The 11,681-nt window shown below is 57.4% G+C and carries 13 protein-coding genes; 6 read left to right on the forward strand and 7 right to left on the reverse strand.

Annotated elements, in window-relative coordinates; translation table 11 throughout:
• The coding region (gene glgA / locus Q0M74_RS10140) for a glycogen synthase (RefSeq protein ID WP_293954037.1) at positions 1 to 1,171 on the reverse strand (1,171 nt) is incomplete at its 3' end.
• Between the two features lie 115 nt (positions 1,172 to 1,286).
• On the opposite strand from glgA, the gene glgC reads away from it, so the two are divergent.
• Positions 1,287 to 2,516 carry a glucose-1-phosphate adenylyltransferase gene (gene glgC / locus Q0M74_RS10145; protein ID WP_293954039.1) on the forward strand — a complete coding sequence of 410 codons (1,230 nt, stop codon included), beginning with the start codon at positions 1,287 to 1,289 and terminating at the stop codon, positions 2,514 to 2,516.
• A 74-nt stretch (positions 2,517 to 2,590) separates the two neighbouring features.
• Here the strand turns inward: glgC and Q0M74_RS10150 are convergent, their stop codons facing one another.
• Entirely contained in the window at positions 2,591 to 3,505 is a 915-nt protein-coding gene (locus Q0M74_RS10150) for a UTP--glucose-1-phosphate uridylyltransferase (protein ID WP_293954041.1), read from the reverse strand.
• A gap of 65 nt (positions 3,506 to 3,570) precedes the next feature.
• On the reverse strand, positions 3,571 to 4,215 hold the full coding sequence (locus Q0M74_RS10155; protein ID WP_293954043.1) for an O-methyltransferase: 645 nt from the start codon (positions 4,213 to 4,215) through the stop codon (positions 3,571 to 3,573).
• Positions 4,216 to 4,379: 164 nt separating this feature from the next.
• Between Q0M74_RS10155 and sigE the strand changes: the two genes are divergently transcribed.
• The 3 genes from sigE to tatB all read left to right on the forward strand — a co-directional run bounded on the left by sigE (position 4,380) and on the right by tatB (position 6,326).
• Positions 4,380 to 5,021, forward strand: coding sequence for an RNA polymerase sigma factor SigE (gene sigE / locus Q0M74_RS10160; protein WP_293954045.1), 642 nt, complete (start codon positions 4,380 to 4,382; stop codon positions 5,019 to 5,021).
• Between the two features lie 273 nt (positions 5,022 to 5,294).
• Positions 5,295 to 5,825, forward strand: a complete 531-nt coding sequence (locus Q0M74_RS10165) for an anti-sigma factor (RefSeq protein WP_293954047.1) — start codon at positions 5,295 to 5,297, stop codon at positions 5,823 to 5,825.
• A gap of 33 nt (positions 5,826 to 5,858) precedes the next feature.
• Positions 5,859 to 6,326: a Sec-independent protein translocase subunit TatB gene (gene tatB, locus Q0M74_RS10170; RefSeq protein ID WP_293954049.1), complete on the forward strand. Its 468-nt coding sequence runs from the start codon at positions 5,859 to 5,861 to the stop codon at positions 6,324 to 6,326.
• 84 nt (positions 6,327 to 6,410) lie between these two features.
• Here tatB and Q0M74_RS10175 read toward each other — a convergent pair whose 3' ends face one another.
• The 4 genes from Q0M74_RS10175 to Q0M74_RS10190 are packed head-to-tail and all read right to left on the reverse strand — an operon-like array spanning position 6,411 to position 10,165.
• Positions 6,411 to 7,535, reverse strand: coding sequence for an Mrp/NBP35 family ATP-binding protein (locus tag Q0M74_RS10175; RefSeq protein WP_293954051.1), 1,125 nt, complete (start codon positions 7,533 to 7,535; stop codon positions 6,411 to 6,413).
• Between the two features lie 35 nt (positions 7,536 to 7,570).
• The gene (locus Q0M74_RS10180; RefSeq protein ID WP_293954053.1) at positions 7,571 to 8,311 is read right to left on the reverse strand and encodes a DUF6308 family protein; all 741 of its coding nucleotides are present in this window, start codon (positions 8,309 to 8,311) and stop codon (positions 7,571 to 7,573) included.
• A gap of 11 nt (positions 8,312 to 8,322) precedes the next feature.
• On the reverse strand, positions 8,323 to 8,877 hold the full coding sequence (locus tag Q0M74_RS10185) for a DUF1003 domain-containing protein (RefSeq protein ID WP_293954055.1): 555 nt from the start codon (positions 8,875 to 8,877) through the stop codon (positions 8,323 to 8,325).
• Positions 8,870 to 10,165: a magnesium transporter MgtE N-terminal domain-containing protein gene (locus Q0M74_RS10190; protein WP_293954057.1), complete on the reverse strand. Its 1,296-nt coding sequence runs from the start codon at positions 10,163 to 10,165 to the stop codon at positions 8,870 to 8,872. Before Q0M74_RS10190 ends, Q0M74_RS10185 begins: the two co-directional genes overlap by 8 nt.
• 118 nt (positions 10,166 to 10,283) lie before the next feature.
• Here Q0M74_RS10190 and Q0M74_RS10195 point away from each other — a divergent pair, with 118 nt between their 5' ends.
• Entirely contained in the window at positions 10,284 to 10,796 is a 513-nt protein-coding gene (locus tag Q0M74_RS10195; protein WP_293954059.1) for a general stress protein, read from the forward strand.
• Between the two features lie 59 nt (positions 10,797 to 10,855).
• Positions 10,856 to 11,488, forward strand: a complete 633-nt coding sequence (locus tag Q0M74_RS10200; protein ID WP_293954061.1) for a hypothetical protein — start codon at positions 10,856 to 10,858, stop codon at positions 11,486 to 11,488.
• The last annotated feature ends 193 nt before the right edge of the window (positions 11,489 to 11,681 follow it).

The raw sequence follows: 11,681 nt of genomic DNA on the forward strand, positions 1-11,681 counted from the left end.
ACATCAGAGACTTATACACATCAATGGTCTGCTGGGCGATGGTGTCCCAGGAGAAGTCATTGATGGCTCGCTGACGACCAGCCAGACCGAACTTCTTCGCTGCCTCACGGTCAGCCACCATCTTGTTCACGGCTTCTGCGATGTCACGTTCGAAGGTATCCACATCGTTCTCGTCATAGTGGACCAGGGCACCGGTGGTGCCATCAACCACGACCTCCGGGATGCCGCCCACATCAGAGGCCACCACAGCGGTGTTACATGCCATGGCCTCCAGGTTCACGATGCCCAGTGGTTCATAGATGGACGGGCAGACAAAGGTATCGGCCGCGGTGAGGATCTCCTGGATCTTGTCCTGACCCAGCATGTCCTGCACCCAGAAGATGCCGTCACGCTTGGCCTGGAGTTCCTCCACCAGAGCCTTGGTGCGTGCTGCGATCTCCGGGGTGTCCGGGGCACCAGCGCACAGCACCAGCTGGACACCCTCATCAAAGTGGGCGGCAGCCTTGATCAGGTGCTCCACACCTTTCTGGCGGGTGATGCGGCCAACGAAAGCCACGATCGGACGGGAGGGGTCCACACCGAGCCCACGGAGGACAGAGTCCTCTGCATCATCGAAGGTCGGACGCGGCTGCCACAGCTGCGTATCAATGCCATTGAGGACCACGCGCACATTATCCGGCTCGATGCGGGGGTAGGCCGCCAGGATGGAATCCTTCATCCGTGCCGACACCGCAATCACAGCATCCGCGTATTCCATGGCGTTCTTCTCAGACCAGGAGGAGACATCATATCCACCGGAAAGCTGCTCACGCTTCCAGGGTCGATCCGGCTCAAGGGAGTGTGCGGTGGCCACATGCGGGACGCCGTGGAGACGGCCAGCAAGGTGACCACCCAGGCCCGCGTACCAGGTGTGAGAATGCACGACATCAACGTTGTTGGCGGCCTCTGCCATGCGCAGACCAGTGGATAGGGTCTTAATCGCAGGGTTGGCCTCCTCCAGTGCGGGATCCACACCGTGGACGAAAACGCCCTGCGCATCACGTGGTGCACCCATGCAGTGGACATCCACCTCAGCGATCTCACGCATGAAGCGGGTCAGCTCTGTCACATGGACACCGGCTCCGCCGTAGACCTCTGGTGGATATTCTCTTGTCATCATTCCGACTCTCATACCCATGAGGTTAGCCCGCCACAGTGCAGGCTGCAGGGGTTTGCAACCCCCTGTGGACCACCCCACCAAATGACTATAATTCTGTGCTTTCAAGCGGGAATGTAATTTTCGATTTATGGTTGAAGGCGTGAAGCGTAGACCAAATGTATTAGCAATCGTTCTCGCTGGTGGCGAGGGTAAGCGTCTGTTCCCACTGACGGAGGACCGTGCCAAACCGGCCGTCCCCTTCGGTGGAACCTACCGTCTTATTGACTTTGTTCTTTCCAACCTGGTTAACGCCGGTTACTTAAAGATCTGCGTATTGACGCAGTACAAGTCGCATTCCCTCGACAGGCATATCTCCGTTTCCTGGAATGTTTCTGGTCCGACCGGCCAGTACATCGCCTCGGTACCTGCACAGCAGCGTCTGGGCAAGCGTTGGTTTACAGGTTCGGCAGATGCCATCCTCCAGTCCCTCAACCTCATTTCAGATGAGAAGCCTGATTATGTGATCGTCTTCGGCGCAGACCACGTCTACCGCATGGACCCCAGCCAGATGGTCGAGGAGCACATCGCTTCCGGCAAGTCTGTCTCCGTGGCCGGTATCCGTGTCCCACGTGCAGAGGCCACCGCCTTCGGCTGCATCCAGTCCGATGATCAGGGCAATATCACTGAGTTCTTGGAGAAGCCGGCTGATCCTCCCGGAACCCCTGATGACCCGGAGGCCACCTTCGCCTCCATGGGCAACTACGTGTTCACCACGGAGGCACTCGTGAGTGCTCTCAAGGATGACGCCCTGGATGAAGATTCCGAGCATGACATGGGTGGGGACATCATCCCTTATTTCGTGGACCGCAACGATGCACATGTCTATGATTTCTCCGGCAACACCGTCCCTGGCGCCACCGAACGCGACAAGGGCTACTGGCGTGATGTCGGTACCATCGACGCCTTCTACGAGTGCCACATGGATCTGATCTCCGTGCACCCGATCTTCAACCTGTACAACGCTAGCTGGCCGATCCACACCACCGTGGAAGGAAACCTACCTCCAGCCAAGTTCGTCCAGGGCGGAATTGCACAGTCCTCCATGGTTGCCCCGGGATCCATTATCTCCGCAGGCACCGTCCGTAACTCCGTACTGTCCACCAACGTGGTGGTTGAGGAAGGCGCCACCGTTGAAGGTGCCGTCCTCATGCCAGGTGTCCGCATCGGCAAGGGGGCCGTGGTCCGCCACGCCATCCTGGACAAGAACGTGGTGGTCCGCGACGGTGAACTCATCGGCGTGGATCATGAACGCGACTCCGAACGCTACACGGTCAGCGCCGGTGGCGTTGTTGTGGTGGGTAAGAACGAAGTGGTTTAACACCACTGCTTATCGACACATGGAGCGCACCTGGTTTAAACCAGGTGCGCTCCATACGTTTTGTTAGGGAGTGTTTAGCTGAGTTTCTGGGCTGCTTTTTTGATGGCGTTGCGGATGGTTTCTCCGTAGACGGGGTGGTCCATGCCGAGTTCCATACAGGCGATGATGTAGCCGCCGGGGTTGCCGAGGTCGTGGCGTTGGCCGGTGTGGATGAGGATGTGGACGGGGTGGCCTTCCTGGATGAGCAGGTCGATGGCGTCGGTGAGTTGGAGTTCACCACCTTTGCCTGGGGTGATGCGGCGTAGGGCGTCGAAGATGTGTCGGTCGAAGAGGTAGCGGCCGGTGGCTACGAAGGTGGAGGGTGCTTCTTCTTGGGTGGGTTTTTCCACCATGCCACGGACTTTTTTGACGGTGGGTTGGTCAGCTACATCGATGATGTCGAAGACGCCGTATTTGGAGACTTCTTCTAGTGGTACGTCCATGGCGCATAGGACTGTGCCGCCGAACTGTTCTTGGACTTTGAGCATCTGTGAGGTAACACCGATGGGTAGGACGAGGTCATCGGGCAGCATGACGGCGAAGATGTCTTCGTCGGGGGCCAGTGTTTGTTCGGCGAGGCCGACGGCGTGGCCGAGTCCGAGTGGTTGGTCCTGGACGATGCCTTCGACGGTGATGATGTTAGCGGCGCGGGCTACTTTGTGGGCTTCTGCTGTTTTGCCCTTGGTTTCCAGGTGTTGGCGTAGTTCTGAGAAGTTGCCGAAGTGGGCGAGGATGCCGTCTTTTGCTGGTGCTGTGATCACGGCGAGGGTGGTGGCTCCGGCTTCGGCTGCTTCTTCTGCGACCAGTTCGATTCCTGGGGTGTCTACTACGGGGAGTAGTTCCTTAGGGACTGTTTTGGTGGCGGGGAGGAAGCGTGTACCCAGTCCTGCTGCGGGGACGACAACAGTTTTCAGGCGGGAGTGGGTGCTCTTCTCAAGATCAGAATTCATTCATAAAGCTTAACCACAGGCAGCATTGACTGCCGTAGTGAATGACCTGGGGGTGTGTTCCCGGACTAAAGCTTTTTGGTCACCAGGGTCAGTCCAGCACCCAGGGGGAGACGTGCCACATGGGCATCATCGAGGGAGCGGACATATTCATCAGCTTCCCGGGCCGCCACAGTATCGCGATCCCTACGGGTCTCATCCGACACGGTGCCATCAAGCAGTGCATCAGCAATCACGAGAACTCCACCCGGGCGCAGTAGTGGCCAGGCGGCGTCAAAGAAGGCGCGCAGATCCATGGGGGAGACCTGACCGAAAACCAGCTGGTAACTATTCGATGCCAACCGCCCCATCACATCGAGGGGGCGAGAAGGTAGGAAACGCACCCGCGAAGGGGAATAACCAGCTTCCCGGAAGGTGGCCTTGGCGTGGCGCTGATGCTCAGTCTCTGGATCGATGCAGGTCAAGATCGTGCCATCGGCTAGACCCCGGAGAATATAGAGGCCGACCAGACCAGCTGCCGGCGTGATGGCAATCGCACCGGTGGAACCCTCACCATTGGTGGTTGCAGCGAGAGTGGTGATCAACTGTCCGGTCACCTCATCAGGGACGGGAAGGCCGAACTCGGCGGCATCCTCTCGAGCGGTTGCCAGGGCGGGGTCGATCTCCGTGGTGGATTCGACGTAGTTACGAAGGAACTCGAAGGCATTACTCACGCCGTACAGTCTATGCCCAGGGTGAGGGTTGTGGGGGTAACACACGCAGGATAATCGGGGATTTATCGCCCCAGAAGTCTCATTTAGGAAACTTTTATATTTTGCCAGTTGATGCACAGGCAAACGTCTAGATTTCCCAAGTCCAGTCCGGCACAATTAGGACTATGACAAAGAAGCCCCGACCTCTCGCACCTGCTGAACCTGATCACGCTTTGGTAGAACCTACCGAAGAGCTGACCGGTACCGCCGCGTTCGATGCCGGGCAGGCTGAGATGCCCTCCTGGGGGGAGCTTGTCGCAGAACACGCCGACAGCGTCTACCGCCTGGCATTCCGGCTCTCCGGCAACCAACATGACGCCGAAGACCTCACCCAGGAAACCTTCATGAGGGTCTTCCGCTCCCTGAAGAACTACCAGGCGGGCACCTTTGAAGGCTGGTTGCACCGCATCACCACAAATCTCTTCTTGGACATGGTCCGCCACCGCGGAAAGATCCGCATGGAGGCACTGCCGGAGGACTATGAGCGTGTCCCGGGCAATGACATGACCCCGGAACAGGCCTACACCGTGGCCAACCTGGACCCGGCCCTGCAGAAAGCACTGGATGACCTCAGCCCGGACTTCCGTGTAGCCGTTATCCTCTGTGATGTTGTGGGGCTCAGCTATGACGAGATCGCAGAAACCCTCGGGGTGAAGATGGGCACGGTTCGTTCCCGCATCCACCGGGGCCGCAGCCAGCTCCGTGCCAACCTCGAGGCAGCAGCAAAGACCGATGAGGAAGTCTCTCTGCTGGTCCCCACCACCTAAATTTCACCTTCAAAACAAGTATTCCCCTCGGATATGAAAGTCCAGGGGAATGCAGTCTTGATGAGGGGATTCCATCTGCTGCTACCAGTGGTGATGTTATCCGTCAGTGAGCAAGGAACAGGACATTTTTCATGCCGGAAACCAGGGTCGGGAACATAGACGCGATGACAAACGTTTAATTAAATAGGTAGCGTGGAAAATAACGATTCACCAACATCCCACGTTCCACATTCATCCGTCATTCAAGAGCACACAGGAGGTCATCGGAAAACCATGTTCAATTCCGACACCACTGGGGAACTCAGCTCTCAGCTCCGTGAACCACGAACAGTCAAGAAGAAACCCACCAGCCAGGGTCGTCTCCACCCCTCTGCTGCGGTTCAACGCGATGCCATCAAGGTCAGTGGCGTCATCAAGACGAAGATCGTGGAAAAGACCCTACAGGCACAGAGCAAGGCCCAGAAGTTCGCCTCAGTTGACCACCTCTCCTCAGATGCCGTGGCGATGTTTGTGGACAATGAACTGACCAACGGTGCCATGCACCGCGCCCGCCTGCACCTGGTGCACTGCGCGGACTGCCGTGAAGAAATCAGCAAACAGCGCGACACCGTGGACTATGTCCGTGAGGAATGCAAGAACGAACAGGTCACCGCACCCACTGACCTCAAGGCCAAGCTGATGAGCCTGGCCAATGAATGCTCACCCGGACCGGGTGCAGATGACTGCGCAATTCAACGCCCGGAGTCTTTTGTGGCTAAAGTTGAATCCGTGGTGCGCGCAGTCCGTCGCACCCAGGGTCGCTAAAATTCACGCTTTAAATAGTGAAGGTCTGGATGCATGTTTTCTAACGTCGGTTGGGGAGAGATCCTCCTGCTTTTCATCGTGGGGCTTGTCATCGTGGGCCCGGAACGACTCCCCAGACTGATTGAGGACGTCAAGGCAGCAATCTTTGCGGCACGCACCGCCATCAACAATGCCAAGGAAAACCTGGACACTGACTTCGGTGAGGAATTCGATGAGATCCGTAAGCCGATCTCCCAGATCGCCCAGATTCGCAGCATGTCACCCAAGACCGCCATCACCCGCGCACTCTTTGATGATGACAATGAGTTCCTCGACTCCTTTGACCCCAAGAAGATCATGGCCGATGAGACCGCGGGCAAAGCACACCGCAAGCAGGTGGCGAAAACCGGTGAGGAACCCGAGCGCACCCAGGTGGTCGAACGCCCGGAACAACCAGAGCAGAACAAGGACAATGGTCCTGCAGCATCAGGTGGCGGATACTCCTGGACGGACATCATCTAAGAGCACCCTGCCACGCAATACCTGAATAGTAGAAGGCCATCACAGTCTGAACTGTGATGGCCTTCTGCTATATGCAGGTGGGGGTTACTTCACTCCGAGGCCCAGGGTCTTACCCACGATGGAGACCTTGCGGGTGGCCAGCTTGTCAGCGATCGCATTGATGGCTGCAGCAGTGGGGGAGGAAGGCTCGGAAATGGCGATGGGGTTACCCACATCGCCACCGATGCGCAGAGCAGGATCCAAGGGTACGGAACCGATGACCTCAACATCATCACCGGTGATATTGGACAGACGCCTGGCCACCTTCTCACCACCGCCGGTACCGAAGACATCCATGGTGGAACCATCAGGCATGACCATGGCGGACATGTTCTCGATGACTCCGGCGACCTTCTGGTTGGTCTGGACAGAGATGGAGCCGGCACGCTCAGCCACCTCAGCTGCAGCAGCCTGCGGGGTGGTCACGATCAGCAGTTCCGCATTCGGGATCAGCTGTGCGACAGTGATGGCGATATCGCCGGTTCCCGGTGGCAGATCCAGCAGGAGGATGTCCAGGTCGCCCCAGAACACATCGGTGAGGAACTGCTGAATTGCGCGGTGGAGCATTGGTCCACGCCATACAACCGGTGCGTTGCCCTCCACGAAGTGTGCGATGGAGATCATCTTCACACCATGCGCCTGCGGCGGCATGATCATGTCATCGACCTGGTGCGGGCGGGCATCGGAGCCCAGCATGGCGGGAACGGAGTGGCCGTAGATATCTGCATCCAGAATACCCACGGACAGACCCTTGGCAGCCAGGGCTACAGCAAGGTTGACAGTCATGGAGGACTTACCCACACCGCCTTTGCCAGACGCCACAGCGTAGACACGCGTGGTGGATCCCGGCTGAGCAAAAGGGATCACTGGTTCAGTGCCTGAACCACGGAGGTTGACGCGGAGTTCACGACGTTGTTCATCGCTCATCACATCAAGGTCTACCTGGACATTGCCCACACCCTCGACGTCCTTGACGGCCGCCTCAGTGTTGGCAACGATGGTGGTCTTCATCGGGCAAGCCGCGATGGTCAGGTAGATTTCTACCTTCACATCAGAGCCATCGATGGCCACAGATTTGACCATGCCGAGCTCCGTGATGGGCTTACCGATCTCTGGATCCTCTACGCGGGATAGCGCGCTGCGGACAGCGGATTCGGTTACTTGAGACATCACCTAAACATAGTAGTCCGCAAGCCACATAACTCCTAAGCCTGCTTTCTCCCTGACATCCACACCACAATGTCAAAGACCCGGATGGGGCTGAGCTCAGCAATATGATCATTTCCAGACCGCTTGGTAGCTTCAGCACGGATATCTTTGAGGTGCTTGTTCAGGGCCTTGTCTTCAGCCCGCAGAATAGTGCGGAGGTTGTCGTAGAACCCCAGGCTGTCTGCGCCCAGCTGTTCTGCCACCACGGAATCAATGATGGGGAAGAGCTTGGGGCGTTTGCGCGCCATGAGTTTACTTACCCGAGAAGGCCCGAAACCTTTTCTGCGCAGCGCCACCCAGAGCTGGTCACCGGCGGGCATGAGGGCGGCGGCTTTCTTAGAACTCAAGGCCACATCGGTGGGGATGGAAGCGAGAATCTTATTGATCTGTCCCAGGTGATAGGGGAGTTGGTGGGCGGTGAAGTCGCGGGTGGCGACCTCATCCAGGTCCACCTTTTTCGCGGTGTCAGACGGGGTGAGGAAGTGCGCCACCTGGTATCCGCGCACCGGAACATCCAGCAGGGAAAGTGCGAGCAGATCCTCTGCGGTGATCTTGTCGCTCTTGTTGGTGCCATGTTCGAAGAGGGAACCGGTGAAAATGGGGCTGCTGGCCTCATTATGTGCGAAATATTGCTCAAGACAGGAGACTGCGCGATCCTTGCCAGCTGTCGTCAGAATCTCAGGCAGAGCCCAACCAACCTCAGTGAAGGCTTCCGCCCAGGGTGTAGTGGTAGTCATGCCACCCCAGATTACTCAGCAATATCACCTTGGGTGGGGGCGTTGAAATCCTGCGGATCCATGATCCGTGAGGCCACAGCATCATCAAGCTTGGCCTCCACACGTTCCAGAAGGTTGCGCAGATCCTCCAGCTCATGACGGAGATAGTCACGGGTGACCATATCGCCCACAGCCAGGCGGACACCGGCCAGCTCACGGGCGAGGACCTCCGGCTCGGCCGGGGTTTCCTCAGCACGGCGACGATCCGCCAGGATGGTCACCCTGTCACGGTCCTCCTGCTGATTCTGGGCCAGCAGGATCAACGGTGCAGCATAGGCAGCCTGAGTAGAGAACGCCAGATTGAGCAGGATGAAGGGATAGGGATCCCAGTTCCAGACAAAGCCCCCGACATTGAGCATGATCCAGATGATCACGAAGATGGTCTGCCAGAAGAGGTACTGGCCGGTGCCGAAGAAACGCGCCACCTTCTCGGCATAGGTGCCGATCGTGTCATCATCGAATTTGAATCTCTGACGCTTGGTGCGAAGCAGTGGGGTATCCAGGTCGGAACGGATGTACTCACCCATGGGTGACCTCCTTTACTCCGGGACGAATCCCGGTATCGCGCCAGTCTTCGGGCAAGAGGTGATCAAGCAGATCATCCACGGCCACAGCGCCCAAGAGGTGACCATTTTCATCAAGTACCGGACCGCACACCAGGTTATAGGTGGCGAAGAATCGTGCTGCGGTTTCCTGGGAATCACTGGCGTACAGCGGAGGAAGATCCGGATCCAGGATGCCACCCACCAGGCTGGAGGGAGGTTCACGGAGAAGTTTCTGCAGATGCACGCATCCAAGATACTTGCCGGTGGGTGTGGCTGTAGGCGGGCGCACCACAAACACCAGGGAGGCCAGGGAGGTGGGCAGATCCGGATTACGTGCCAGAGCGAGTGCCTCGGCGACAGTGGTGGCCGGATCCATGATAAGTGGTTCCGGGGTCATGAGAGCACCCACCGTATCCGGACTGAAGCTCATCAGACGACGAACCGGAGCGGACTCCTCCGGGTCCATCAGTTCGAGCAGGACATCAGCCTTGTCATCGGGGAGTTCACCCAGCAGGTCGGCGGCATCATCCGGATCCATCTCTTCCAGAACATCCGCAGCACGTTCAATATCCAGGGTTTCAATCAGTTCGGCCTGACGGTCCTCACTGAGCTCCTGGAGGATATCAGCCAGACGGTCATCATCAAGCTCACCGGTGACCATGTCACGCTGGTTCTTCGGCAGCCCGTAGAGCTGCTTTGCCACATCCGCAGGACGCATATCCTCAAAACCGGCGATGAGCTCAGCAGTCTGGTCGGTTTCACCTACACCAGCAGCCGTGATCCCGTGTACGTGGCTCCACGGTGCCACATGCAACTGGGGACGCCGGCCGAACTTGGGGCGCTCACCAATCAGTGCCACACGGGAGATGATCCAGTCACGCGTACGGCTTAACTCCAGCTCAATATCAGCGATCTCCACGGCACGGCCATGCAACGGCTCCAGCTCCGGATCATCGGTATGCACCTTGGTTCCTAAGATGTCACCCATGACCTGTAGCTCACCGGTACGCACACGGAAGGCACGCAGAGACACCGAACCGGAGATCAAGGTGATGTCCTTCGGCTCAATCGCAGCAATGCGCAGCATCGGTAGGAAGATACGCCGCTTATTATTGACCAATTCCACCACCAGGCCGAGTGCGCGGGAGTCCTGCCCATTGGGCCGGATGGTGACAACCACATCACGCACACGCCCGATCACATCAGTATCAGGGCCACGCACCACCATGCCTGATAGGCGACCTGCGTAGACACGGGAAATTCCACTCATGGCACACAGCTTAACGCCTCACACGGACACTACAGGGAGAGGGAACCTTTGTGCCCTACAAAACGTTGACATATACGGATACTAAGACAACTAAATCAGGTGTAAGGAAGATGATTCAATGACGATGCAGCCAGGCCAACCGAGCGCAAAAAACAGGCAGATGCCAGGACTGAAGCAACAGCCGGAAGGATGGCCGGTAGGCAGCTTCAACACCTATGAAGAAGCACAGCAAGCAGTGGACATGCTCTCCGACAAAGAATTTCCCGTAACTGAACTGACCATCGTCGGTGTCAACCTCATGGAGGTGGAAAAAGTTACCGGCCGGCTCACCTGGGGACGAGTGATCGCAGGCGGTGCGGCATCCGGTGCCTGGCTGGGACTGTTCTTCGGCCTGGTCATGGGCCTGATGTCTGACTTCTGGTTCTCATCCCTGCTCACTGGCCTGGTCATGGGTGTCATCTTCGGAGTTGTTCTTGCCGCCGTTCCCTACTGGGCGTCTCGCGGCAAGCGTGACTTCACCTCCGCCACCCAGATCGTGGCCGGCCGTTATGACATCCTCTGCAACCCTGACCGTGCCCGCGATGCCCGCGATATGATCGCCCGCCACATGATGACAAAACCCACAAGGTAAAGTGACCAGCTATGAAACACAGGGGCGTGAAGTGGGCCATGGCAGGCTTGATCTCAGTTATGAGTGCAACCGGACTGGTTGCCTGCGAAACACTCGAACCCATCGCACGTCCCACGCTGGAAAGCAGCGAAAACCTCTACATCGCCATCGACCCTGACTCCGCAGAAAGCTGGGTCCTGGGCAAACTTTATGAAACAGTCATCCAGAAACGCTCCCGTATCGCCGTGGTTCAACTTGATGATAATTTCCGTGAGAATCCCTTCGAGGGGCTCAACGACGGCACAAGCGACCTCATCATTACCTGTACCGGCAGCCTCCTGGAATACGTGGACCCGGTCAGGGCACGAGCCCTGGAAGCTGAATATCTCGAAGCTGTAGAAAACGGTGAAGCAGAACGCAACACAGGGGAGTGGCGCGACCGCACCTACGCCGAACTCCTCGGCTCCTTGCCCCCACAGCTGGCAGCCTCCGACCCTTCCAACGCCACCGGTTGTGCAGGAGAGAATGAACTCCCACAAAACATTGTCCCCATCTACCGTAAACCCACCCTCGTGAGAAAAGAACGCGAAGTCCTCAACTGGGTCAGCGGCACCATCACCACCAACGAACTTAAATCCCTCGTCAGGGCCGTTCGTGGAGAGAGCAGTGCCAACGAGATTGTTGAAGAATACATAGAGGGCAAGGGGGTTTAGAGCTGGCCTTGTGACATTATTCATTGACGTAGAATTCGCCTCGTGAACGATGAGATCATTTGAGAATGCTCAGATATCTTGCGACTTCACAATCGTCAGATTGTACTCTTTCCCACTGCTTGGTACACCAATTTTAGTTATAGCTGTCCTAAAACGAAGTCTGAGGGTATTCGGTTAGATCCGGTAGCCGAAT

The organism is uncultured Corynebacterium sp. (genome assembly GCF_945649885.1).
Classification (GTDB): Bacteria; Actinomycetota; Actinomycetes; order Mycobacteriales; family Mycobacteriaceae; genus Corynebacterium.

What these genes read in the sequence shown, in the direction of transcription:
- Q0M74_RS10190 (WP_293954057.1), bottom strand. Translation starts at nt 10,165, where the DNA reads ATGAGTGGAATTTCCCGTGTCTACGCAGGTCGCCTATCAGGCATGGTG.
- Q0M74_RS10185 (WP_293954055.1), bottom strand. Translation starts at nt 8,877, where the DNA reads ATGGGTGAGTACATCCGTTCCGACCTGGATACCCCACTGCTTCGCACC.
- Q0M74_RS10165 (WP_293954047.1), top strand. Translation starts at nt 5,295, where the DNA reads ATGTTCAATTCCGACACCACTGGGGAACTCAGCTCTCAGCTCCGTGAA.
- Q0M74_RS10150 (WP_293954041.1), bottom strand. Translation starts at nt 3,505, where the DNA reads ATGAATTCTGATCTTGAGAAGAGCACCCACTCCCGCCTGAAAACTGTT.
- glgC (WP_293954039.1), top strand. Translation starts at nt 1,287, where the DNA reads ATGGTTGAAGGCGTGAAGCGTAGACCAAATGTATTAGCAATCGTTCTC.
- Q0M74_RS10200 (WP_293954061.1), top strand. Translation starts at nt 10,856, where the DNA reads ATGAGTGCAACCGGACTGGTTGCCTGCGAAACACTCGAACCCATCGCA.
- Q0M74_RS10175 (WP_293954051.1), bottom strand. Translation starts at nt 7,535, where the DNA reads ATGTCTCAAGTAACCGAATCCGCTGTCCGCAGCGCGCTATCCCGCGTA.
- Q0M74_RS10180 (WP_293954053.1), bottom strand. Translation starts at nt 8,311, where the DNA reads ATGACTACCACTACACCCTGGGCGGAAGCCTTCACTGAGGTTGGTTGG.
- Q0M74_RS10195 (WP_293954059.1), top strand. Translation starts at nt 10,284, where the DNA reads ATGACGATGCAGCCAGGCCAACCGAGCGCAAAAAACAGGCAGATGCCA.
- sigE (WP_293954045.1), top strand. Translation starts at nt 4,380, where the DNA reads ATGACAAAGAAGCCCCGACCTCTCGCACCTGCTGAACCTGATCACGCT.
- tatB (WP_293954049.1), top strand. Translation starts at nt 5,859, where the DNA reads ATGTTTTCTAACGTCGGTTGGGGAGAGATCCTCCTGCTTTTCATCGTG.